The following is a 24,224-nucleotide window of genomic DNA, read 5'->3' as shown; positions in this document are numbered from 1 at the left end:
GAGACAAAGATGGTGCTGGTGAAAGGGCATGGTGTGACGGCGGTTCGCTTATTCCTGGTCGGTCTGACGATCCTTGCCGGCCTGCTGGCCGGTCCGCAGCCCGCTCGGGCCTTCTCGCTGTTCCCTGGCGATACCGCCCGCGACTGGCTGGTCGAAAAGATCGAGGGTGCCGTCGAATCGCCGGACATGCACCTGAAGCTGGGCGCCATCGAAGGCAGCATCCCCACCGACTTCACCATTGCGACCGTCACGCTGGCCGACAGCCAGGGCGTCTGGCTGACCATCGACCGGCTGCATGTGGTGATGTCGCCGTCCGCTTTGTTCCTGCGCAGCGCCAGGATCGATGCGCTGGAAGCGGGATCGGTCATGGTGACCCGCGCGCCGGTCAGCACTCAGTCGGCCGCCCCCTCCGATCCCAACGCTCCGCTGCTGCCCAGCCTGCCGGTCGATATCGATCTGAAGAAGCTGGTGGTCGAGCGGCTTGAGCTGGCGCCGGCATTGTTGGGCGAACCGGCGGTGCTGCGCATTGCCGGCGCATTGGCGCTGGAGCACAGCGGCGGGGCGCTGAACACCAACCTGTCGGTGGCGCGCATTGACGACAAGCCGGGCAAGGCCGATCTGGTCGCCGTCTTCGACCCCGGCAAGAACACGCTGAACCTGTCGGTCGATGCGTCCGAACCCGCGGGCGGCGTCATGGCCCGTGCGCTGTCGATTCCCGGCCTTCCGCCGGTCGAACTGACGCTGAAGGGCGACGGCACTCTGGACGACTGGACCGGCAAGCTGACCGCCATGGCCGGCGAGGCGGCATCGCCCACCGGCACGCTGAACGCCGACGCGACCATCAAAAAGGGGCCGGAGGGCCATGCGCTGACGCTGGCGGCCGGCGGTAACTTCGCGCCGCTGATCGCCGGGCTGGCCGGCGAAACGGTGGTGCCGCTGATCGGCCCCAGCCCGACCCTGAACGCGACCGTCCTGCGGGCGCCGTCGGGGGCCATCAGCCTGCGCCCGCTGGCGCTGACCGTCGCCGCGGCGAACGCGACGGTGAACGGCGATGTCGCCGCCGATTACAAGAGCCTGACCCTGCGCTGGACCTTGCAGGCCGGACCGGACTCCACCCTGCACCCGCTGGTGCCGCTGTCCTGGCGCGAGGGTGTGGTGGAAGGCTCCGCCGAAGGGGCGCTGAACGCACTGAACGTCGCGGTGAACGCCACCTTGCGCGACCTTGCCGCCGACGATCCGGCGCTGTCCCGCCTGACCGGACCGGAGACGACTCTCGCCGCCAAGGCACAGATTGACACCGGCAGCGGCCGGATCGGCTTGGAGACGCTGGCGCTGACCGCCGCCGCGGCGCGGGCCGAGGCGAAGGGCACCGTCGGCGGCTGGGGCCAGACGGTCGACCTGAAGCTGAGCGCGAACGCCGACGACCTCGCGCCGCTGTCGGGCCTTGCCGGCCGGCCGCTGGCCGGTGCCGTGGCGCTGGCAGGGCCGGTGAAGCGCGGTGCCGATGGCACGCTGACCGCCGACCTGACCGGCAGCCTCGACCGGCTGTCCACCGGCACGCCTGCCGATGCGGTTCTGGGCGACAAGGCGACGCTGAAGCTGGCCGCCAGGATGGAGCCGGACGGCGCCATGCGCTTGACCGACCTGACGGTCGATGGCCGCAACGGCAAGCTGACCGGCAACGCGGCGCTGGCCGACAAAAAGGTCGATGCCCGCACCATCCTGACCGTCGCGAAGCTTGAGCCGCTGGGCGGCGCGCTCGGCACACCGATGGAAGGGGCGGCGACGCTTGAGGCGACCGCCCGCGGCCCGCTCGACGCCATCGAGGCGCAGGCGACGCTGAATGCCCGCGACCTCGTGGTGCAGGGCCGCCGGCTGGGCGCCACGGAGGTCAAGGCGACTGCCGCCGGACTGCCGGCGACGCCGAACGGCACGGTTTCGGCGCGGACCAACCTGGACAAGACGCCGCTGTCGGTCGACGGACGCTATGCGCTGCGGGAGCAGACGCTGCGGCTGGATGGACTGACCATCGCCAATGGGAACAACCGCATCACCGGGCAGGCGCAGGTGGCGCTCGACACGCTGCTCGCCACCGGGCGGCTGGAGGGCAAGCTGCCCAACCTGAACGGCCTGTCGGCGTTGGCGGGGATGCCGCTGGGCGGCGGGGCGAGCTTCACCCTGGCGCTTGACGGCAAGGGCGGCAAGCAGGCGGCCAACCTGACCGCCGACGCCAGCGACCTGCGGGTCGAGGGGCAAGGGGAGGGGGGAGGCGGACCGCTGCTCACCGCCCGCCGGCTGACGGCCAAGGCCGATGTGGCCGATGCGCTCGGCACTCCCAGCGGCAAGGCGCGGGTGGAGATGACCGACGGCAACGCCGCCGGCACCGAGCTGCGCAGCGTCACGGCCTCGGTCGATGGGTCGCTGGCGAAGGCCGACTTCCAGGCCAATGCCGCCGGAGCGGGCGCTCAGCCGGTCGCGCTGGACCTTGCTGGCAATTTGACGCGGGAGGGGCCGGTGACGCGCATCCGGCTCGACCGCCTGCAGGCGCGCTATGCCGGGGAGGATCTGCGGACCACCGCCCCGGCGACCATCCTGCTGGCCGACCGCCGGTATGAGGTGAAGGAGCTGCGGCTGTCGTCGGGCAATGCCCGGCTGGCCGCCGACCTCGGCCTGAACGGTGACCGGCTGAGCGGCGAGCTGACCATCGACCGCCTGCCGCTGGCATTGGCGAAGCTGGCCAGCCCGACGCTGGCGCTGGACGGTGTGGCCAATGCCCGGGCGTCGCTGGGCGGCACGCTGCGCAACCCGCGTGCCGATGCCACGCTGCGCGTCAGCGGCTTGAAGGCGCAGCAGACGACCCAGGCCGGTCTGCCGGGCATCGACGCGACGCTGGACGCGCAATGGCGTGACCGCCGGCTGTCGTTGAACAGCCGGATCGCCATGCCGAAGAATGCCGGCACGCTGACCGCCAGCGCCGCGCTTCCGCTGGTGATGAACCCCGACAGCTATGCCGTCAGCGTGCCTCCCAATGGGGCGCTCGAGGCGACGGTGAACGGCACGGTGGATCTGTCGCTGGCGAACGACCTGCTCGCCGCCTCCGGCGACCGGGCGCGCGGATCGCTGCGGCTCGACGTTCGGGCCGGCGGAACGGTGGGCAAGCCGTCGCTCGGTGGGTCGGTGGTGCTGGCGAACGGGCGCTACGAGAACCGGGCGTCGGGTGCGGTGATCACCAACATCGAGGCGCGGCTGGTCGGCGACGGCGACGTCTTCACCATCCAGAGCTTCCGCGGTCGGACGCGCAACGGCGGTGCGATCGGCGCCAGCGGCGTCATCCGTCCGGGCGCTCCCGCCGACCGCCAGTTGGACATCGCGCTTCAGGCCGACAACGCCCGGCTGGTGGAGATCGATCTGGTGACGGCGGAAATCGGGGCGAACCTGACCCTGACCGGCGGTTTCGCCAACGCCCGGCTGGCCGGGCCGGTGGACATCCGCCGCGCCGAGATTCAGGTGCCCGACCGCATGCCGGCAAACGTCGTCGATCTGAAGGTGACGGAGGTCGGCAAGGGCCGCCGCGCCCGTGGAACGACCCAGGTATCGACCGCCGGCGGCACCCGCCGTGTGCCCCAGCCGGCCGAAACCCCGCCGGCGGCGACACCCTTCGTCCTGGCGCTGGACATGACGGTGAACGCGCCGAACCAGATGTTCGTCCGCGGCCGTGGGCTGGATGCCGAGCTTGCCGGCAATTTGCGCGTCAAGGGAACGGCTGCGGCGCCGGAGGTGACCGGCCGCTTCAACATCCTGAAAGGCAGCCTGAACCTGCTGGCCAAGAATTTCGAGTTCAAGCGCGGCATCTTCGACTTCGATGGCACCCAGCCCATCGACCCGCGGCTCGATTTGCTGGCTGAGGCCACCGCCAACGGCATCACCGCCGACGTGGTGGTCAGCGGCACCGCCCGCCAGCCGAAGATTGAGCTGACCTCGCCCCAGGGACTGCCGCAGGATGAGGTGCTGGCCGGCGTGCTGTTCGGCAAGTCGGTGGGCGACCTGAGCGCGGCGGAGGCGGTGCAGCTTGCCCAGTCCGCGGCGGCGCTGGCGGGAGTCGGCGGGGGAGGTGGCGGCATTCTGGACAAGGTGCGCCGCGGCCTGGGCGTCGACCGGCTGGACTTCACCCAGGGCGAGAACGGTAAGGGCGGGGCGGTGCAGGCTGGCCGCTATGTCAGCGACCGCGTCTATGTCGGTGTCGAGCAGGGAATCGGCGCCAACCAGAGCCGGGCGAAGGTCGAGGTCGACATTACCAAAAACCTCAAGGGCACGGCATCCGTCGGCGCCAATTCCGAGACGAAGTTCGGCGTGGTGTACGAGAAGGATTACTGATGGAATGGGGTGGCGCTAACCCGCCACCCCGACCACGATCCGCGCATGCGACGGCACCGGCACGATGCCGTCCACCGCCCTAGCGTCGAACCGTCGGGCGATGTCGGCCTCCAGCGCCTTTCGCTGTTCCGCGGTCAATCCACCGAGCCGGTGGCCGAAGCTCATGTCGAGGGCGGCATGCCAGAAGGGCTGGCCGGCCGGCGCCTTGCGGACCGGGGTCAGGTCGGTTTCCGATGTCTCGGCGAAGCCGGCGGTGCGCATCAGGTCGGACAGCAGCCCCGGTGCCGCGAAGCGGAACAGCGGATCCAGGCTGCCATCCTCGCCGAGATGGTCGGCCACCGCGTCGCCGATCTCCGCGAATAGGCCGTTCCCGGCGCGCGGCCCCCACACCATGAAGGCGGCCTTGCCACCAGGACGCAGGACACGCCGCACCTCGCGCAGGGCGGTTTCCACCGTCGGCACGAACATGATGCCGAAGCGGCAGGTCACCCCGTCGAACGCGGCGTCGGGAAAGGGCAGGGCGGTCATGTCGGCGGCGGTGAAGGCGGGGGCCGGCCCCTCCACGCTCCGGGCGCGGCGGACGGCGCCGGCCATCATGCCGGGGACCAGATCGCTTCCGACCACCAGCCCGTTCCGGCCGGCCCGGCGCGCGGCGCTCAAGGCGGGCTCCCCCGCACCCGATGCAAGGTCGAGCAGGCGGTGACCCTCGACCAGCCCCGCCGCGTCGAGCAGCGGGCGGTTCAGCTTGTCGGCCAGATCGGCCATCGGATCGGCCCAGCGGTCCCAGGCGTCGGCGCTGGCGGTCCAGCGGTCACGCTCGCGGCCGGCATTAGGCATAGCACCATCGGGCGTGGCGGCATCCGCAGGTGCGGCGTCGGGACGGGTGGTTGCGGTCAATGGAGAAGCCTCGCCGTGCCGGCCACGCGCTGGACCGTGTCGGCATCGCTCAGCCGCTCACCCAGGGCCGACAGTTCGTCGGACAGCTTGCGGTTGGCGTCGGTCAATTGTTGGATGCGGGTCTGCGCCGCCTGCTGCTGCTGGGACAGCGTCGCCACCGTCTCCGTCAGCTTGCGGATTTGCTGGGACTGGCGGGATGCCGCCTCGTTCTGGCTGCGCCTGATCGATCCGACGGCCACCAGCACGACAAGGCTGATGGTCACGCCGGCCGCGATGGTGACGATGCTGATCCCGGTGAACCAGTCCATGGGCGCGAAGCTTCCGCCCATTTCACCCGATGGTCAAGCAGCCTGACAATCCATGAACGCAACGGACCCGGCACCGAGCTGGGTGCCGGGTCCACGCTGTCGGAAAAACAACCTGGAAGGCTGCCGCGGTTAGCCGACGGAGCCGGTGACCGGACGTTCCGCCTTCATGCGCAGTTCCTTCAGGTGGTCGCCGAAGGCGCGCAGGACCGGCATGATCCGCTGGGTCTGGTCGGTGGTGACGTGGGCATCCGTCTTCAGCACGATGGTAGGCGCCTCGGCCATCAGGCGCTTGGCGCGCATCGGGCCGACCTTGTCGTCGAGGAACATGGCCATGCCCATCAGGATGCCCAGCGTAACGTCGTCCGGAGCCTTGGGCAGGGCCAGGACTTCATGAAGCTCGTTCAGCAGCGTGTAGGCGACGATGGAGGTGCGTTCGATGGTGTCGACGTCGGCGGCCATGGGCATCGGGCAGGTCCTCGGGAAACGTTCGGATGAAACGTTGCGGGTGAGACACTGGCGGGTGACGCGGGAAGGCGTCCCGAAAGGCGCCAACGCTTGCGAAATCCGTCGTTCCCCGAGGGTAATCGTCAGTTTATAACCAAAGTGTTAACCAAGCGCCGCCCGAGTCGCTCGAGTCGCATTTTTCCGAGTCGCAATCTCCCGTTCTCATCGTTTTCCGCTGCTGCGCGCCTTGGTCGAAAGCGACAGTTCGGCCACTTCCTCTCGCGCGCTGCTGACGAGGCCGGCCGACTGCACGATGTCGCGGTTGAACGGATGATAGGTCTGTGCGTAGATCCCGCGGATCTTGGTCACGTAATCCTGCGTCTCGCGGTAGGGCGGAATGCCCTTGTATTGCAGCACGGCGCCCTCGCCGGCGTTGTAGCCGGCCAGCGCATAGGCGACGTTGCCGTTGAAGTAGGCCAGCAGCCAGCGCAGATACTTCATGCCGCCGCGCATATTCTGTTCCGCATTGAACGGGTCGGATACGCCGAAGCGCTCCGCCGTCTCCGGGATCAGCTGCATCAGCCCCTGGGCGTTCTTGTTCGAGACGACATCGACGCGATAGCCGGATTCCACCGCGATGACGGCGAGCACCAGATCGGGATCGAGGCCGTAGGTCGGCGCCATCTTCTGAACCATCGCGCGGATTTCCGCCGGCGGCTTGCGGATGATGCCCCAGCGCAGGTTGGGCGGCTCGCAACGGTCCGGCGTCTTCACCGTACCCCCGGCGCTGCCGACCAGACGCTCCGCCTGCTCGTTGCCCAAGGCTGCGGCCTTGCGCAGCCAGGCACGGCCGAGGTCGGCATCCTTGGACACGCCACCCAGGCCGGCCATGTGCATCCGCCCGGCCATCAGCGCGGCGTCGGAGTAATCCTGGCGGGCAGCCCGGCAATAGAGGGATAAGGCCAGCCGCGGATCGGCCTTCACCCCGTCGGCGCGTTCATAATGCTGTGCCAGTTCATACTGGGCGCGGGCGCTGCCTTTGTTGGCCAACGCCTCAAGCGCGGCGACGGTTTTCTCTGCAATGCCGGCGCTGGCCGGTGCCGAGGCCAGCAGGCAAGGCAGGAGCGCCGCCGCTGCGAACGCCGACAGGCGCATGCCGCGGGTCCGCCGCCTGGCATTGCCTTGCGAGGTTGATGGAGCGCCAAACGCGGACGGTGTACCGCAAAGGTTCGTGTGGTCTTCCACCGGACCCCCCTGTATGATTTTCTTCGAGCTTTTGGAGACCATCAAAAGGTCGGAAGCAGAGTTTTCAGGGAGGACGCCACTGCACCCAACTGGCCGGGTGCCAGGCATGGCGGCATAAGCCAAAACGGAAGGCTGGCTGCTGGGAAATACATCACCGTAAGAGGTTGATGCGCCGCCGCCAATAAAAAATACATAGGCCGATCGACTGGTGTCGGTCGGTCTTTTTCTTTTCGCGTTGGTCATGCGTCCTCCAATCGAGTTGGAGAAATAACGAACGACCATGTTTTAAGCCAATGCCCGAACGGTGATTGGTGTGGAATAGCAGGGGTACTCTAGGGGTTAATTGTCTCCATTGTATGACCCACTAGCCTTTTTCCCAACTGGCAGCTCCTTTGTGCGCTCATTAAGTACGGATCGGGCCAGATAATCGGCTGCGAATTCGACGGCCCCGGACGACGGAGACTCTCCATTGTCCGGGGCCGTCGCGCCGGAGGCCCCGGCAAAGCAATCCGCACCAAGACGCGGAGAGCCGCCGTGGCGAACGGCATTGAAGGAGGCATCGTTTCACCGATGGCGAACCACGTCGCGACCACCTTGAGCCACCGACAGCGCGTCCCGGTCGAGCCGGTGCCCTTCGGCGCCGAGGCCGTTGGCCGGACCCGTTCGGACCGCCTGCCGACGTATCTTGACCAAGACACCGCCGATGCCGGGATGGAGACCCATTTGACTGCCCATGCGGAGGCCAAGATGGCCGAAGCCAGCACCGAAATCGACGAAGCCCCGGCCGATGTCGATACCGATGCCGATCTTGCCGACGGCGCGGACACGGTTGTCCAGGCCGCTGCGGAGGACGACTTCCGCCCCGACCCCAACGCACCGCCCGACCCGGCGGTGATCCGTCAGATCGAAGAGGAAATCCCACGCCTGCGCCGCTTCGCCCGTGCGATGGTGCGCGATGCCACCCTGGCCGACGATCTGGTGCAGGAATGTCTTGAACGCGCCCTGTCGCGCCTGCATCTGTGGCGTCCCGGCACCAACCTGCGGGCTTGGCTGTTCACCATTCTGCGCAATCTGCACATCAACGGTGTGCGCCGCCGCCAGCCGGTCGTCGACATCGACGCCGAGGCGCAGGCCGCCATCGGTGCCGCTCCCGGATCGCAGTTTGTACGGATGGAACTGCGGGACCTGCGCCGGGCGCTGGCCCTGCTGCCGAACGAGCAGCGCGAAGTGGTTCTGCTGATCGGGCTGGAAGGAATTTCCTACAACGAGGCGGCCGACATCCTGGGAATTTCCATCGGCACGGTGAAGTCGCGCCTGTCGCGTGGCCGCCGCGCCCTCCGCCTGCTGATGGAGGGGGAAAGCCCGTCGGACGACGCAGACGCCTGATCGTCCAACGCCTGATCGTGGCGGGCGCGTGTTCGCCGAGTGCCGAAAAGTGCTGATTTCCGCGGGGCGTCCGGTAACCGGGCGCCCCGTTTCCATGTCTGCGGCCTTCTGTCCGTCGCTTTTGGCCGCAGACAAAAAAGAATGGCGGCGCCCGTACGGACGCCGCCGGAGGCGGGGAAGATTGAGACGCTGTCAGGGCTACCGGTGCCGACGGCATCTCTGGAGGAGAGAGAGTCTTGCAGCCTCAGGAGACACTGCGTTCAACCGGCCGGCCCGAAGGAGGTTCCGTCCCGCAGGAACCTTAGGCCGGCCGGTTTGGCAGCTTGGCTAGCGTCGCCGGACCAGACCCATGATCAGGCTGATGGCGAACAGGACCAGGAACAGGAAGAACAGGATCTGCGCGATGCCGGAACTGGCCGACGCAATTCCACCGAACCCGAGTGCGCCGGCGATCAGCGCGATGACGAAGAAAACGAGAGCCCAATAGAGCATCATACCCTCCCTCGCTTGGCCGAATAGTCACCAAGGACTGCCGGCGTCACGCATGAGACAAGTCGTGGCCGCATCCGCCGTCCCGTCGTCTCCATCTCCTGGCCTCTGCTTGGGCATGCAAGTCGGGGCGGGGAGACGGTAAGCACAGCCGGTGCGGCGGCATTCGAAGATCAGAACAACGCCGTGGGCGCGATGTTCCCTGTTCCTGATCGGCCGGAGTATCGGAGCGCCGCAGGGCTGGTGCGGACTGGCATTTATGCAACAATGGGGCTGTCTGCGCGTTTCCGCTTGTTATGAGGTCCGGCATCCGCCGGCCATGGGGGACGACAACGAGCGAGGACAAGATGAAGACCGGATTGATCCTGGCGGCGATGGCCGCCTCAGTCGCGATGGTTCCGGCGGCGATGGCGCAGCAGACCTATTCGCAAGGCTACTCCACCTATTCCAGTCAGAACTATTCCGGCAGCACCGGCAGCGATCTGTCGGGCATGACCGGCTCCGCTGGAGGATCCTCCTCCGATCTCGCCGGGCGCCGTGGCCGGGGACAGAAGCCGATCGAGCTGCAACAGACGACGCTGCTCAACCAGCTCAGCGCCGCCGGCTATGTCTCGGTGCGCGACTTCCGCAAGGAAGGCGACCGCTATGTCGCCAACGCCATGACCCCGCAGGGGCAGTGGACGACGGTGGTGCTCGACCCGCGCAACTCCTCAACGACGCCGGCCAGGGCGCCGGCCACCGCTCCCGTCGTCACGCCGGGCAGCAAGCCGATCCGTTGATTTAGAGTTTGGTTTTCCGTGTGATTCACGCTTCAAGCGGTTCCGCTTGAACCGATCACACTCTAATTGAGCAGCCGCGACCATGTGCCGGTGAGGCGTCCGACGCCTCCCGGCACACGGAGATCGTAGAGCGGCAGCGGCTGTTGCAGACGCTGTCCGGCATCGCGGCCCAGCGTGCGCACCGCCGTCTCCACCGTGCCGCCGACCGGCAGCCAGCCCGATGCGGCGATAGGCACCACAAGCGCCAGTCCCCAGTCCATCCTTCCGCCGAACCGGCTTTGCGCCCCGTCCGGCCCTTCGGTCCAGGTGGCATGGGCGGTCAGCCCGATGCCGCCGTCGAAGCGGCGCATCACCTCCACTGTGCCGCCCCAGTCGCCGCCAAGATAGCGGCCGAGCCGAAGCGCGGTCGTGGTGTCGGCCCCCGGCGATTCCCAATAGACGCTGGCATGGCCGGTGCCGCGGGCATCGGTGCGGTCGAAGCCGAACAGGCTGTCCGGCCGCCGCTTCCACACATGGTTGAGGTCGAGGCCCAGCGCCCAGCGTGCGGCGAGCGGCTGCACCAGCACCTCGGCACCGATGCCGCCATACATCTCCTCCAGATGGCCGGCGGACAGCCGGGTGGTCAGCCCATCCGCCGGACGGGCGAGCCATGCCCCATAGGCATGGTCGAGTGACATCTGGCGGTCGGCGTAGCGCGGCAGATCGCTGCGCACGGGCTGTGCCGCCGGCAGGGCATTGGTGTCCAGCAGCTCCAGATCGCTCGGCGCGTTGATGCGCAGTCCGCCGCCCAGCACCAGCCCGCGCATCGGCTCCGCCCGCAGCATCACATCCGTGTGGGTGCGCTGGGCCAATGGGGTTCCCAACTCCGCCAGATCGAAGGTGGCGACGAGCCGGGTTGAGAGATCGAGGGAGGGGCGCCAGTCGGGCGGCGGTTCGGCCGCCGGGGCGAGTTGCGTGGTTTGCCAGACCTCCTCGGCGCTGCCGCGATGGTTCGCGGCCCGTTCCAGGTCGCGGCGGAGCAGGGTCACGGCCGCAGCATCGAGACCTGCGGCGCCGGTGACGATGCGGAGCCGCTCGACCCCGGGCGGAGCGAGGTCGGCGAGCAGGCGGGCGGCATCGCCGACCTCGCGTGCCACCGGCATCCGCCCGCTCCCGGCCGGGTCGAGCCACAGGGTCGCCAGTTCCCCCTCGATCCGCACCGAGCGGACGGGCAGGCCCCGGCTGCGGGCCACCAGGGCAATGGCATCGGCGGACAAGGCCGATCCGGCCGAGGGGCGCGGGCCGATGGTCGGGGGAGGGCGGTCGGGTTTGTCGGCATCCACCGCCGGATCGAAGCGGACCGAGAGCCGCAGCATCAAGCGGCGTCCCTGCTCATAGGCTGCGCCCAGATCGGCCCAGGAGGTGGGGCGCCAGGACAGGCCAAGACTGTAGCGGCTGCCGGGATCGAAGCCCGGCTCATCCTGTCGCTGGGCGCGGAAGCGGTCGCCGGAGGATTCCAGCTTCAGGCTCAGACCGTCGACCGGCAGGTGCCACTCTGCGCCGCCGAACAGCGCCACCCGTTCGCCGCTGAACCATGCCTTAGGGCCGCGGGTGGTCGGCCAAGCGGAAGGGTCGCGGTCGCGGCGGAACCGGCCGCCCAGGAAACGCAGCGGGTTGCGCAGTTGGCCGGCTTCTCCCAGCGTTCCCCACCCCATGCCCAGCGTCAGGTCGATATCCCACCAGCGGCGCGACAAGGCGATGTATTCGCCGGCGAAGCGGCCTTTGCCCGGCAGGTCCAGCCCCGAGCCGGTGACGTCGCGTCCGCCGACCACGATTGCCGGCCCATGCTCATCCTCAGGCCGCAGGCGGAGCTTCAGGTCGAGACCGGGTTCGGTGAGCCCGTAATAGCCGGGATAGGCGCTGTTGCGCCCGGTGACCTCCAGCCAGGGCAGCGGCTGGGCCGAGATCGTGTAATGGCGGTGCAGATCGCCGAGCGCGGTCAACCCGCCGCTCATCGACCCGTCGGGCGCCATCCGGGCGTTCGGCATCTGCAACAGCCCGATCCCGCCCCAGTCGGACAGGCTGACCCTTGCCTCTCCGGCGACCGCGAGGGAGGTGAGCATCGAAAGAAGGGAAGCGATAATGAGGGAGCGCACGCGATGATCGCGAAGGTTCGGGGCAGATATCCGATCCTTCGCGAGTCATGCGTATGGATGCAACTGAAAAGCTATGGAGCTGCCCTGTTACGGCGCCTCGACCACTTCGAAGTCGTGGGTGATGGTCGCGGTCTGGCCCAGCATGATGGAGGCCGAGCAGTATTTTTCCGCCGACAGGGCGATGGCGCGCTCGACCTTCGCCGGGTCGAGATTGCGGCCGGTCACGGTGAAGTGGACATGGATCTTGGTGAAGACCTTCGGGTCGGTGTCCGCCCGCTCCGCCTCGATGGCGGCGACGCAGTCGGTGATCTGCTGGCGGCCCTTTTCCAGGATCATCACCACGTCGAAGCAGGTGCAGCCGCCCATGCCGATCAGCAGCATTTCCATCGGCCGGATGCCGGCGTTGCGGCCACCGGCTTCCACGGCGCCATCCATCACCACGGCATGGCCGCTGCCGGATTCGCCGACGAACATCTTGCCGTCCACCCAGGTGACGCGCGCCTTCATGACCATTTCCTTCGTTCACTGGTGATCGTGAGTGACCGCGCGAAGCTAGGCGCCGCGACGGATCGGCGCAAGAGGCGCGCTGCGCCATCCAATGTCGGGCTTGTCCAAAGGCCCTTGAGCGCCCAGACTCCGGTGCGCTGCGATGCACAATCCGACAACGGGACCCACCATCATGCCGCACGGCCATTCCCACGGCGGTTCCACCCACCTCGACGAAGATCATGCCGGGCATGACCATTCCGATCACGGCCATTCCGAACACGGCCATGCCGGCCACCAACACCACCACGGGCCGGTGCGCTACGACCGCTCCTTTGCGCTGGGGGCGCTGCTGAACATCGGCTTCGTGGTGGTGGAGGCGGTCTATGGGCTGATCGCCAACTCCACCGCCCTGATCGCCGACGCCGGGCACAATCTCAGCGACGTGATGGGGTTGCTGCTGGCCTGGGGAGCGGTGTGGCTCGGGCGGCGGATTCCGCAGGGACGCTATACTTATGGCTTCGGCAACGCCTCGATCCTGGCGTCGCTGCTGAATGCCATGATCCTGCTGATCGCTGTCGGCGCCATCTTGCTGGAGGCGGTCAACCGCCTTGCCGATCCGGAACCGGTCGGGGAAACGACGGTGATGGTGGTTGCGGCGGTCGGCATCCTCATCAATGGCTGGACCGCCTGGCTGTTCATGGGCGGGCAGAAGCACGACATCAACCTGCGCGGCGCCTATCTGCACATGGCGGCCGACGCGGCGGTATCGCTGGGCGTGGTGGTGGCGGCGCTGGTAATCCGCTTCACCGGCTGGCTGTGGCTGGATCCGGTGACCAGCATCCTCATCGCCCTGGTCATCGTCGCCGGCACCTGGGGATTGCTGCGCGATTCGGTGCGCTTGGCGATGGGCGCGGTGCCGGACGGCGTCGACCGGGTGGGAGTTGAACGGTATCTGGCCGGAATGCCCGGTGTCACCGCCGTGCATGACCTGCACATATGGCCGATCAGCACGACCGAAACCGCCCTGACCGCCCATCTCGTCCGTCCCGGCATGGGGCAGGACGATGCGCTGCTGCTGGAAATCTCGACGGTGCTGAAGGACCGCTTCGGCATCGGCCACGTCACCATCCAGGTGGAGCATGACGGCGCCTGCTGCCGCCTTGCTCCCGCGGACGTGGTTTGATCGGTCAGGCCTGTTCGCGCGCCAGGCGGCGGGCGTTGGCGCGCACCTTGCGGTAGGCGGGGTTCATGCCGGCGGCGGCGAGGGAGGCCGTCGCCTCGATCAGGCGCAGGTTGGCATGGATGCCGGCATCGACGACATCCGCCAGCAACCGCTGCTGGACATCGATGATCTCGACCGGGTTCTTGCAGCTGGCGAGGCCGCCGATGGTGGTGGCGGCTGCCTGGGTCTGCTTGGTGATCATGGTGATCCAGGCCTGCCCGAACTCGCCGATGCCGGTGGCGACGGCGTGGAAGGCCTCCACCGCTGCTTCCACCTTCTCCGCACCCATGCGGATGAATTCCGGATTGGCGAAGTCGATGGGGTTCGACAGCGCCGCGGTCATCATCGCGGTGCGATAGCCGATGGTCTGCGCCGCAGCGACGCCCATTTCACCACCGCGAAGGCCGGTCTTGGTGATCTGGCCCGCCACTGCCATCAGCCTGTCGGTGGGGTGGCCGTTGCCGGCATTCTCTCGTGACATGGGCGTCGCCTCTCTGAAGAAATCGTTGCCGGAACCTGACTGCAGGGTCAACGCTGCACTGCAACATAAGTTCCGGCACGATCTTTACGCCTCGGCGAGCGCGCGGTCGAGATCTTCCATGATGTCCTGGGGATCCTCTAGACCAACGGACAGGCGCAGGAGGCCGGGTTCGATCCGGGCGGCGGCCTTCTCCTCGTCCGTCAGCTTGCAATGGGTGGTGGTGGCGGGGTGGGTGACCAGGCTCTTCGAATCGCCCAGATTGTTGGAGATCATCACCATGCGCAGGCCGTTCAGCATGTTGAACGCCTCGGTCTTGCCGCCCTTGAGGAAGACCGACAGCATGTTGCCGCCACCGGTCATCTGCTTGCGCACCAGATCGTACTGCGGATGGCTGGGCAGCAGCGGGTATAGCACCTGGGCCACCTTCGGATGGCTTTCCAGGAACTCCGCGACCTGGAGCCCGGCCGCCGACTGGGCCTGCACGCGCAGTTCCAGCGTCTCCATCCCCTTCAGCAGCAGCCAGGAATTGAACGGGGAGATGGTCGGGCCGGTGTTGCGCAGGAAGGGATGGATGACCTCGGAGGCGTATTTCTTGTCCTTGGCGAGGATGACGCCGCCCAGGCAGCGGCCCTGGCCGTCGATGTGCTTGGTCGCCGAATAGATGATGACATCGGCGCCGAAGTCGAACGGACGCTGGAGCACCGGCGTGGCGAAGGCATTGTCGACCACGACCACCGCGCCCGCCTTGTGGGCGAGATCGCAGACGGCCCGGAGATCGACGACCTCGAGCCCGGGGTTGGACGGGGTTTCCAGGAAGACCGCCTTGGCCGGCTTGGACAGCGCCTCTTCCCACTCGGCCAGGTTGGTGCCGTCGACGAACACCGTTTCGATGCCGTAGCGGCTACACAGCTCCTTCAGGATCCAGTAGCAGGAGATGAAGAGCGCCCGCGGCGCCACCACCCGGTCGCCGGTGCGCAGGCCGCTCATCAGCGCGCCATGCACCGCGGCCATGCCGCTGGCGGTGGCATAGGCCCATTCCGCCCCCTCATATTCGGCCAGCCGATCCTCGAACATCGCCGAGGTCGGGTTGCGGAAGCGGGAATAGACGTGGCGCGCGCCGTCGTTGGCAAAGGCGTTCTCCGCCTCTTCCGCCGAGCCGTAGACGAAGCCGGAGGTCTGGTACAGAGCCTCGCAGGTTTCGTCGAACTGCGAGCGGCGGATGCCGCCATGGACCAGCTTGGAGCGGGGGCGTAGCCCCGCGACGTTCGGATTGCGATGATCGGTGCGCGACATTCCGCGACTCTCCCCTGATGATCGCCGGTGGGGCAAGGCCGGCCGCAAACAAAAAACGCCCCGACCGATCGGGTCGAGGCGCGGACGCGGCTCGGACCTTTTTAGCGGGTTGTTTTACGTGGCCCGCAAGCCGGTCGACCAAATCACCACGTGGATCCGCTTGTACGACTGCCTATGACCGCCGTCAAGAGGGGTAGCGCCGCAATCTTTTCTCCGTAATCCAGGCGCCCCGCCGATCCGAAACCGCAGCCGATATTCAGCAAGATGTGCCAGGACGGCCGCCGAACCGCCGGCTTATGGTCTCTCCCATCAACCGTGTGGAGGCCAGACAGACGATGAGCAGGCGGGAATACGATGAAAGGTTTTCCAGGCTGTTCGACTATATCGACCAGAATCTGGAAGGAGACCTGTCGCTCGACAGACTGAGCGATGTCGCCTGTCTCTCGAAGTTCCATTTTCACCGTCTCTTCTCGGCTCATTTTGACATCAGCGTCGGGAAATACATCCAGCTTGCGCGGTTGAAGCGGGCGTCGTTCCGGCTGGCCTTCTATCCGGCCGACAAGGTCATCGATATTGCCCTGGATGCCGGCTTCGAGACACCGGAGTCCTTCTCCCGCGCCTTCAGGAAGACGTTCGGCCAGACCCCGTCCGAGTTCAGGAAAACTCCGGAATGGCGGCAGTGGCACGACCGCTATCGTCACATCAAAAAGAAAAGGATCAGGACCATGGATGTTTCAATCGTCGACTTCGCGCCTGTGCAGGTGGCGGCCTACTGTCATCGGGGACCGATCGAAGACGTGAATGACTCGGTTCGCATCTTCATCGACTGGCGCAAGACCAGCGGTCTATCGCCGCGCGACCGGTGCCGGACCTTCGGCGTCGCGTTCGACAACCCCGAAACCACCGAGCCGGCCGACTTTCGGTTCGACATCTGCGGAGAGATCGATGGCGAGGTGCCCGAAAACCCGCAAGGGATCGTAAAGAAACTCATCCCCGGTGGACGGTGCGCCGTCGTCAGGCACCGGGGTTCGCATGAGCAGATCGGCGAGGTGGTGAGGTTTCTGTATGGCCGATGGCTGCCGGAAAGCGGCGAAGAGCTTCGCGATTTCCCGGTTTATTTCCATTATCTGAACTTCATCGGGGAAACGGCGGAACAAGATCTTCTGACCGACGTTTATCTGCCCTTAAAGTAATCCGAGAAAATCCAAGCCGATCAGCAGGCCTCGGAGGTGGCGCCGCTTCCGATGGTCGTGATTCAGCCGATCTGCTCTTTGCCGGGTTGCGCCGATTTCGACAGCATTCCCTTGACGTCTCCCAATCTGGCCCCGCCCAGCAGCGTCGCCAGCGCGCCGAAAGCCGTGGCGCCACCAGCGACGAGCAAGGCCAGCGCCAGGAACCGCACTGCGGTGGAGGGTGCGTCCAGCCAGGGCGTCAGCACATGCCCGCCAGCCAGAAGTGCAGCTCCCATGCCGGCCGCAGCCGCCGCGATCCGGGGGGCGCGGCGCTTCAGGCGCTCATCCAGATCGAACAGGCCGCGCTTGCGCATCGCCGCCACCAGCAGCGCGACATCCAGCCAGGCCGTCAGCCCGGTGGACAGCGCAATGCCGACATGACCCAGCCAGGGCATCAGCAGCAGCGCCAGCAGGGCGGTCGCCACCGTCACGATGACGGCGACGCGCACCGGGGTCACCGTGTCGTGGCGGGCGAAGAAGGCGGCGTTCAGCGACTTCACGATCACATAGGCCGGGATGCCGATGGCGTAGGCGGCGAGCGCCATCGCGGTGGCGTGCGCCTCCTCCGGACCGAAGGCGCCACGCTGGAACAGGACGGCGACGATGGGCGTCCCCGCCACGCCGAGCGCGACCGCGGCCGGCAGGCCGAGCAGCAGGCTGAACTCCAGCGCGCGGCTCAGGTAATGGCGGACCATCCGCTCGTCCCCGGCGGCGACATGGCGGGCCAGCACCGGCAGAAGGGCGGTGCCAATGGCGATGCCGATGACGCCCAGCGGCATCTGGTTCAGCCGGTCGGCATAATAGAGGAAGGACACCGCGCCCGACGGCAGCAGCGAAGCAAGCACGATGTTCAGGAACAGGTTGATCTGCATGACCCCGGCACCGATGGCGCCCGGTCCGATCAGCCGGAACAGCCGCCGCATCCCCTCTGTCATCCGCGGTGGGCGCAGTGTCAGCACCACTCCCGCCTTGGCGCAGGCCCAGGCCATCCAGGAGACCTGAACTACCCCCGACAGGGTCACCGCCGCCGCCATGGCGGTACCGGGTTCCAGACCCAGCCGCGGGGCGATCAGCAGGGCGGCGACCAGCGTCAGGTTGAAGGCGATGGGCGCCGCGGCGAACGGGCCGAAACGGTCGAGCGCGTTCAGCACGCCGCCCAGCAGCGCCACCAGCGAGATCAGCGCCAGATAGGGAAAGGTCAGCCGCGCCATATCCACCGCCAGGGCGAACTTGGCCGGTTCGTCGACGAAGCCGGGGGCGAGGCCGTGCATGAGCAAGGGCATGGCGACGATGGCTGCCAGCGTGAAGGGCAGCAGCATCGCCAGCAGCATCGCCAGCGCCTCCTCCGCGAAACGGATGGCGGCGCTGCGTCCGCGGGTCTGAAGCTCGGCGGCGAACAGCGGGACGAAGGCGACGCCGAAAGCACCCTCCGCGAACAGCCGGCGGAACAGGTTGGGCAGCTTCAGCGCGACGAAGAAGGCGTCGGCGACCGGTCCGGCGCCCAGCACCGCCGCGGTCAAAATGTCGCGTGCGAAGCCGGCCAGCCGGCTCAGCAGGGTCAGTCCGCCGACGGTGGCGATGGCGCGTGCGAAGCTCATCGCGGCGGTATAGCCGGCTGCGGCAGCGCAGCAAAGCCGGCTTTTCGGCGCGGTCGATGCCGCCGCCCTCCCTTCGCTCCTGCGGTCCCGTGCGCCGGAGGGTGTCTTGGAACGCCGTGGACGAAAGGAATGGGCGGGCGGTCTGCATGGGTGGAGCAACTGTCCGCCGGTGCCACCTTGCCGGTTACGGCGTTGCGTCGGCATCTGCGTTGCGGCATGCTTGCGTCCGCCTGCCGCGGGCGTCCGCTTTCCTGGCGATGGACACGGCCGGCGGACGATCCACTGCGTTCGGGGTATACGTGAAGCGGGCGCTCTGGCTTTTTTCCGGTTTCGGCGGGCGCTTGGTCTTGCCCGCCCTGGCGGTCGCGCTGGCCATCGCCGCCTTGTGGTGGATTCTGCTCGACCGCCTCCATCGGGAAGAGAGTCTGCTCGACCTGACCGCCCATGAGAAGACCGCCGTCGTCGCCCGCCTGGTGGAGGAGCATGCGGTTTCCACCTTCCGCCGCGTCGACGACCTGCTGCTGGACCTGATCGCCAACACCGAGCGCAACCGTGCCATGCGCCTGGATTCCCGGCGGGCCTTCGAAGAAGGTCTGGTGGTGGGGGTTCGCGTCTATGACGCTTCGGGCCTGCTGACCATGGGCGGGGGGCGGGCCACCTTCCAGGGTGCCGTCACCGACCGCGACGAGTTCCGCATTGCCCGCGACGCCGCACCGCGCGGGCTGGTGATCGGCATGCCCTATGCGTCGTCCGAAACGCAGGATCTGCTGATCCCGGTTTCGCGCCGGCTGGAGAATGCCGACGGCACCTTCGCCGGGATCGCGGTCGCCGATATTCCGGTCGAATCCTTCGCCCGCTATTACCGCGTGCTCGGTTTGCCGGCCGATGGGGCGGCGACGCTGCTGCGGACCGACGGGGTCATCATCGCCCGCAACGCAGGGGCCAACAGCGTTACGGGGCGGGGAACCACCAACAACGAACTGTGGCAGGCGATCAGGCAGCATCCCGTCGGCCATATCCGCATGGTCAGTCCGGTCGACGGGGTGGAGCGGATCACCGCCTTCCGGTCGGCACCCGACTATCCGGTGGTCGCCATCGTCGGCGAATCGGTGGAGACGGTGTTCGGTCCCTGGCGCGACAATGCCCGCCTCTACATCGGCTGGGCGGTCGCCACCACGGTGGTGATCCTGCTGTTTGTCATCGCCTTCATCGTCGAGCTGCAATGGCGCCGGCATACCGACCGGGCGCTGCGGGTGCGCAACAGGGCGCTGGCCTGGAGCAACGACGGCATCATGATCGCCGACGCCACCCAGCCGGGCATGCCCATCGTCTATGTCAATCCGGCGCTCGAACAGCTGCTGGGTGCGCCGATTTCCGCCCTGATGGGCAGCGGCGCCCTCACTGCGCTGGAGCGGGCGACCAAGGACCGTGCGGCCTTGCAGCCCCTGCGCGACGCCATCGTCGTCGGACGCGATGCGCGCGTGGAACTGACCCGCTCCGACCCCGACGAGGAGGGGGCGGACCCGAAAGGGTCGCGCTGCCTGGAACTGAGTGCGTCGCCGGTCCGCGATCACGACAACCGGCTGGTCAGCCTGATCGCCACCGTCCGCGACATCTCCGAGCACAAGCGTGCCCAGGCGGCGCTGACCGACGCGAGGCGGGAGGCGGACCGGGCGAATGTCGCCAAGTCCAAGTTCTTGGCCGCCGCCAGCCACGATTTACGCCAGCCGGTACAGTCGCTGATGCTGCTGATGGAGGTGCTGTCGAGCCGTGTCAGCGACCCCATGACCCGCAATGTCCTGGGCACGATGGAGCGGGCGCTCGGCGCCTTGAAGATGCTGCTCGACGGGTTGCTGGACGTCTCCCGGCTGGAAGCGGGCGCGGTGGTGCCGGAGGTCGAGGTCTTTGCGCTGGCGGAGGTGATGGACCGCGTCGCCGCCAACAGCCGGCCGGTCGCCGTCCAGAAGGGGCTGCTCCTGCACATCGTGCCGAGCAGCGTTCATGTGCGCAGCGACCCGATGCTGCTCTGCCGCATCCTGCAGAATCTGGTGGAAAACGCCCTGCGCTACACCGACAAGGGCCGCATCCTGATCGGCTGCCGCCGCCGCGGCCACACGCTGCGCATCGAGGTGTGGGACACCGGCATCGGCATTCCCGCCGACCAGCAGGAGGACATCTTCCAGGAGTTCGTGCAGGTCGGCAACGCCAGCCGCAACCGCGACCAGGGGCTGGGGCTCGGGCTGGCGGTGGTGCGGCGGCTGTCGGTCATGCTGGGCCATCGGGTGACGGTGCGGTCGACACCCGGCGAAGGATCGGTCTTCGCGGTCGAGCTTCCCGTTGCCGATCCTCCGGCGGGGAAACCGGCGCCGGCTCCGTGCTCTCCTCGTCCGGCCTTCGCCACGACGGTACTGGTGATCGAGGACGACATGATCGTCCGTGAAGGGCTGCGGGCCATGCTGGCCGAGTGGGGCTATGGCGTCATGGCCGCCGAATCCTGCGCCGAGGCCCTGGACCTCGCCAATCGCGGGCCGGCGCCCGACCTGATCGTCGCTGATTACCGCCTGCGCGACGGCCGCACCGGAACGGAGGCGATCCGCGAGGTGCGGCTGGCCTTGGGCCGCATCCTGCCGGGCATCCTCGTCACCGGCGACACCGCCCCCGCCCGCGCGCAGGAGGCGGAGGCCGGCAATTTCCGCGTGATGCACAAGCCGGTGATCGCCGCCGACCTGCGCCGCGCGGTGGCCGAGGCGCTGGAACCGCTGCGGCACGAACGCCAGACCGTTGCCTGACCTGCGGCGGGTCGGTGCCCCGGGGATCAGCCGAGGTCCGGTGCCTGCCGCGGCACCCGCAGGGTGAAGACGGCGCCGTGGCCGGGGGTGTTGCGGACGCTCAACTGGCCGCCGAGCGTCTGTGTCGCCAGATTGTAGGCGATGTGAAGCCCCAGCCCGACGCAGCCGGCATGACGTGCGGTGGTGAAGAAGGGGTCGAAGATCCGGGGCAGGTCGGCTTCCAGGATCCCCTGGCCGTCGTCGCTGTGAACCACCTCGATCCAGTCGTCGCCGTCGGCATGGATGTCGATGGTGATCCGGCCGCTCTGCTCCGGCCGGAAGGCATGCGTCAGTGAATTGCGCACCAGATGGGTCAGCACGCGGGCGAAGGCGCCGGGGAAGCTTTCCAGTTGGAGCGCCTCCGGACAGGCCAGTTCCACGCGGTGGCCGGAGGAGCCGATCTGGGTGTGCAGGCTCAGCAGCACGTCCTCGGTGTATTCGCGCAGGTAGAATGTGCGGCGCTCGTCGCCGGTCTGGTCGGCTGCCACCTGCTTGAACATGTGGACCAGCGCGGCGATGCGTTCGGTGTTGCCGACCAGCAGTTGCCCGGCCTCCTGCGCCACCTCCAGGAAACCGGCCAGGGCCGAGCGGGTCAGGGCGTTGGCGGCGAACTGGCGCTTCACGTCCTCCGCCCGGCTCAGCAGGTGGGAGGCGGTGGTCAGCGCCACGCCGACCGGCCCGTTCACCTCGTGCGCCACGCCGGCGACGAGCTGGCCGAGGGATGCCATCTTCTCGGTCTGGACCAGACTGTCCTGAGCGGCCTGCAACTCGCGATAGGCCTGCTCCACCCGGTCCTTGGCGGCGCGCAGGGCGTCGGCCGCCCGCGCCCGCTCGGTGGTGTCGAGCATGACGCCGAACAGGTGGGTCAGGCGCCCGTCCAGATCGAAGCGCGGCGCGCAGGAGGAGGAGACGTAGCGGACCTCCCCTGCCGGATCGATCACCCGGTATTCGACATAGACGCGGCGGGAGTTGCCGATCACGCTTTCCAGCATGTTGCCGAAGGACATGCGGTCATCGGGGTGCAGGATGCCCAGCAGATTGTCGAAGGTCGGCTCGAACCGGTCCGGATCCTGGCCGTAGATGCCGAAGGCCTCGCGGTTCCACACCAGCGTGCCGCTGTGGATGCCGTACTCCCAATAGCCGAGATGGCCGGTGCGGTAGGCTTCCTCCAGCCGCTGCTTGGCGGCCTCGAGCTGGGCCGCGGCCTCCGCCCGCTCGGTGCTGTCCATCAGCACGCCGAAGACGTGAGTCAGCCGCTGCTGCGCATCCAGCCGCGGCGCGCAGGAGGCGGAGACGTAGCGGACGCGGCCGTCACGGTCGTGGACGCGGTATTCGACATAGACGCGCTGGGGATTGCCGACCACGCTTTCCAGCATGTTGCCGAAGCGTGGTCGGTCGTCGGGGTGCAGGATGCCCAGCAGGCCGTCGAACCCTCCGGCGAAGCGGTCGCGCTCATGGCCCAGCACCGCCAGCCCGGCGTCGCTCAGCACCAGTTCGCCGGACTGGATGCCGTATTCCCAGTAGCCGAGCTTGGCGGTGTGATAGGCCTCTTCGAGATTCTCGGTCGCCAGTTCCAGCCCGCGGGCGGTGCGGCGCTGTTCGGTGACGTCCTCCACCGTCGCGATCCAAGGCGGACCGCCGACGCGGACCAGCAGGTCGCGGGGCTCGCCGCCGGCTGACTGGACGCTGACGTCCCGCTCGTCGCCGGGGACGACGTCGGAAAGGTCGGCGGTGAAGGCATCGGTGTTGCCGTAGCGGTCGAGAAAGCGGCGATTGCCGCGCAGCCGCCCGTCGGGCTCGCGGAGCAGGGCGGCGACGGGCAGGGCATCGAAAAGCGTGGGTACGGAGGATGATGCGGAGGATGGGGCGGGCGCTGCCGGTACGGAACCGGTCTCCTGCCCCGGAGCCCCCGTCACGTCCATCGCCTGACCCGCTGTCGTCATGTGCATCTCCACAGTCCGCGCCCGATCCACGGGCGCAACTGTCGGCGGACACTACACAAGCAATTCAGCGGGACCTATGCCCAATTCGGCGCAAATCGTCGCGAATTTCAGGGTATCAGGCTGTCGAGGTCGAAGCCCTGGGCGAAGGCGATCATGGCGCCGCAGGCGCTGCCCGATCCGACCCGCATCACGCCCTCTCCGACCACGGTCGGGAACTTGCTTTTCTGCAATGCCTGCTGGGCCTTCACCGGATCGGCGACGCGCACGACGAAACCGGCGAAGAAGGGCAGGGTGGTCGTGGCGAAGGCTGGATCGGCGGTCCAGGCCCAATGCAGGCGGTCGGGCGTGGCCACCAGAACGGGCACCTGACCATCACCGGATCCGGCGGGCACCACCATGCGGGCGGAGCCGCGGACGGTGACGGTGCCGCCCAGCAGTGTGGCATAGGTCGTGGCGACTGCATCGGGATCGGCGGCGGCGATCACCAGTGCCTCCAGCCCGGTGGCGCTGTTGGCATGCTCCAGTTGGTCGGGACGCCAGACCAGATCGGGTGTGTGGTGCTGGCACAGGAAGACGCGGCCGGCCGGGGTGGCCGCCGGGTCGATCTGGGTGATGGTGAAGGTCGCGTCGCGGCTGCCGCCCGGCAACTCCACCGGCCGGCCGAAATCGACGGGCTCCGACACCGGGAAGCCGGCGGCGGTCAGCGGCCCGACAGCGGCGCGGGCGTCCGGCGTCTTCAGCGCAATGGCGGCGATGCCCTCGCGCTGACGCAGGAAGGCGGCGTAATGGGCGTTGACCGGCCGCTGCTCCTCGATGCCCAGCAACTCAAGATAGGTGCCGGTCGGGAACAGGATGGTGTGGTTGGCGGATTTCAGCTGGGTGTGGTGACCGCGCGGCGTCACGGTGAAGCCAAGCCGGGCGTAGGCGTCGCGCGCCGCGTCCAGGTCACGGGTCGCAATGACCAGATGGTCCAGTCCGGTGATGCCGTCGATGCTCATGGCGTCCTGCCGCTGTCGGGTTTCTGTGCCGCCAGCGATAGAACAGCCGGCTCGCCGCGGCAAGCGTGAAGCGGCCGGGCTTC

18 protein-coding genes and 1 riboswitch are annotated in these 24,224 nt (G+C 67.9%); of the genes, 6 read left to right on the top strand and 12 right to left on the bottom strand.

Annotation, left to right across the window (positions count from 1 at the left end):
• The first annotated feature begins 9 nt into the window (after positions 1-9).
• Positions 10-4,374 carry a translocation/assembly module TamB domain-containing protein gene (locus tag ABNQ39_RS05935; protein ID WP_376959470.1) on the top strand — a complete coding sequence of 1,455 codons (4,365 nt, stop codon included), beginning with the start codon at positions 10-12 and terminating at the stop codon, positions 4,372-4,374.
• Between the two features lie 15 nt (positions 4,375-4,389).
• Here the strand turns inward: ABNQ39_RS05935 and ABNQ39_RS05930 are convergent, their stop codons facing one another.
• The 4 genes from ABNQ39_RS05930 to ABNQ39_RS05915 form a co-directional block, all read right to left on the bottom strand.
• Entirely contained in the window at positions 4,390-5,271 is an 882-nt protein-coding gene (locus ABNQ39_RS05930) for a class I SAM-dependent methyltransferase (RefSeq protein WP_376959469.1), read from the bottom strand.
• Positions 5,268-5,579 (bottom strand): hypothetical protein, encoded by a 312-nt coding sequence (locus ABNQ39_RS05925; RefSeq protein ID WP_376959468.1) that lies wholly within the window; start codon positions 5,577-5,579, stop codon positions 5,268-5,270. The genes ABNQ39_RS05930 and ABNQ39_RS05925 overlap by 4 nt, the downstream gene beginning before the upstream one ends.
• Before the next feature lie 129 nt (positions 5,580-5,708).
• Complete coding sequence (locus tag ABNQ39_RS05920) at positions 5,709-6,044, bottom strand: hypothetical protein (protein WP_376959467.1); 336 nt, start codon at positions 6,042-6,044, stop codon at positions 5,709-5,711.
• A 201-nt stretch (positions 6,045-6,245) separates the two neighbouring features.
• Entirely contained in the window at positions 6,246-7,511 is a 1,266-nt protein-coding gene (locus ABNQ39_RS05915; RefSeq protein ID WP_376959466.1) for a lytic transglycosylase domain-containing protein, read from the bottom strand.
• 327 nt (positions 7,512-7,838) lie between these two features.
• On the opposite strand from ABNQ39_RS05915, the gene ABNQ39_RS05910 reads away from it, so the two are divergent.
• A complete protein-coding gene (locus tag ABNQ39_RS05910) occupies positions 7,839-8,654 on the top strand; it encodes an RNA polymerase sigma factor (RefSeq protein ID WP_376959465.1) in 816 nt (271 codons plus the stop codon).
• A gap of 327 nt (positions 8,655-8,981) precedes the next feature.
• Here the strand turns inward: ABNQ39_RS05910 and ABNQ39_RS05905 are convergent, their stop codons facing one another.
• Positions 8,982-9,146: a DUF1328 domain-containing protein gene (locus ABNQ39_RS05905; RefSeq protein WP_042689062.1), complete on the bottom strand. Its 165-nt coding sequence runs from the start codon at positions 9,144-9,146 to the stop codon at positions 8,982-8,984.
• Positions 9,147-9,490: 344 nt separating this feature from the next.
• Between ABNQ39_RS05905 and ABNQ39_RS05900 the strand changes: the two genes are divergently transcribed.
• On the top strand, positions 9,491-9,922 hold the full coding sequence (locus tag ABNQ39_RS05900; protein ID WP_376959464.1) for a hypothetical protein: 432 nt from the start codon (positions 9,491-9,493) through the stop codon (positions 9,920-9,922).
• A gap of 62 nt (positions 9,923-9,984) precedes the next feature.
• Here the strand turns inward: ABNQ39_RS05900 and ABNQ39_RS05895 are convergent, their stop codons facing one another.
• Positions 9,985-12,024, bottom strand: a complete 2,040-nt coding sequence (locus ABNQ39_RS05895) for a YjbH domain-containing protein (protein WP_376959463.1) — start codon at positions 12,022-12,024, stop codon at positions 9,985-9,987.
• Positions 12,025-12,144: 120 nt separating this feature from the next.
• The gene (locus ABNQ39_RS05890; RefSeq protein ID WP_376959462.1) at positions 12,145-12,564 is read right to left on the bottom strand and encodes an OsmC family protein; all 420 of its coding nucleotides are present in this window, start codon (positions 12,562-12,564) and stop codon (positions 12,145-12,147) included.
• Between the two features lie 142 nt (positions 12,565-12,706).
• Between ABNQ39_RS05890 and ABNQ39_RS05885 the strand changes: the two genes are divergently transcribed.
• Positions 12,707-13,729 carry a cation diffusion facilitator family transporter gene (locus ABNQ39_RS05885; protein ID WP_428846396.1) on the top strand — a complete coding sequence of 341 codons (1,023 nt, stop codon included), beginning with the start codon at positions 12,707-12,709 and terminating at the stop codon, positions 13,727-13,729.
• 4 nt (positions 13,730-13,733) lie between these two features.
• Here the strand turns inward: ABNQ39_RS05885 and ABNQ39_RS05880 are convergent, their stop codons facing one another.
• Positions 13,734-14,249 carry a phasin family protein gene (locus ABNQ39_RS05880; RefSeq protein WP_109048286.1) on the bottom strand — a complete coding sequence of 172 codons (516 nt, stop codon included), beginning with the start codon at positions 14,247-14,249 and terminating at the stop codon, positions 13,734-13,736.
• 84 nt (positions 14,250-14,333) lie between these two features.
• Positions 14,334-15,542 (bottom strand): O-succinylhomoserine sulfhydrylase, encoded by a 1,209-nt coding sequence (metZ, locus tag ABNQ39_RS05875; RefSeq protein ID WP_376959461.1) that lies wholly within the window; start codon positions 15,540-15,542, stop codon positions 14,334-14,336.
• Between the two features lie 80 nt (positions 15,543-15,622).
• Positions 15,623-15,702, bottom strand: a riboswitch (SAM riboswitch).
• 175 nt (positions 15,703-15,877) lie between these two features.
• On the opposite strand from metZ, the gene ABNQ39_RS05870 reads away from it, so the two are divergent.
• Positions 15,878-16,735: an AraC family transcriptional regulator gene (locus ABNQ39_RS05870; protein ID WP_376959460.1), complete on the top strand. Its 858-nt coding sequence runs from the start codon at positions 15,878-15,880 to the stop codon at positions 16,733-16,735.
• A gap of 62 nt (positions 16,736-16,797) precedes the next feature.
• Here ABNQ39_RS05870 and murJ read toward each other — a convergent pair whose 3' ends face one another.
• Complete coding sequence (murJ, locus tag ABNQ39_RS05865; RefSeq protein WP_376959459.1) at positions 16,798-18,372, bottom strand: murein biosynthesis integral membrane protein MurJ; 1,575 nt, start codon at positions 18,370-18,372, stop codon at positions 16,798-16,800.
• Positions 18,373-18,719: 347 nt separating this feature from the next.
• Here murJ and ABNQ39_RS05860 point away from each other — a divergent pair, with 347 nt between their 5' ends.
• A complete protein-coding gene (locus ABNQ39_RS05860) occupies positions 18,720-21,161 on the top strand; it encodes a hybrid sensor histidine kinase/response regulator (RefSeq protein WP_376959458.1) in 2,442 nt (813 codons plus the stop codon).
• A gap of 26 nt (positions 21,162-21,187) precedes the next feature.
• On the opposite strand, the gene ABNQ39_RS05855 is transcribed toward ABNQ39_RS05860, so the two are convergent.
• Together ABNQ39_RS05855 and ABNQ39_RS05850 are read right to left on the bottom strand one after the other, a co-directional pair.
• Positions 21,188-23,143, bottom strand: coding sequence for a PAS domain-containing sensor histidine kinase (locus ABNQ39_RS05855; protein ID WP_376959457.1), 1,956 nt, complete (start codon positions 23,141-23,143; stop codon positions 21,188-21,190).
• Positions 23,144-23,250: 107 nt separating this feature from the next.
• Entirely contained in the window at positions 23,251-24,141 is an 891-nt protein-coding gene (locus tag ABNQ39_RS05850; protein WP_376959456.1) for a VOC family protein, read from the bottom strand.
• Positions 24,142-24,224: the final 83 nt, after the last annotated feature.

The sequence above is a fragment of the Azospirillum sp. A26 genome (assembly GCF_042604635.1).
GTDB lineage: Bacteria > Pseudomonadota > Alphaproteobacteria > Azospirillales > Azospirillaceae > Azospirillum > Azospirillum palustre.
Note: the sequence above shows the minus strand (reverse complement) of the source record. Positions and strands in the feature narration are given on the sequence as shown.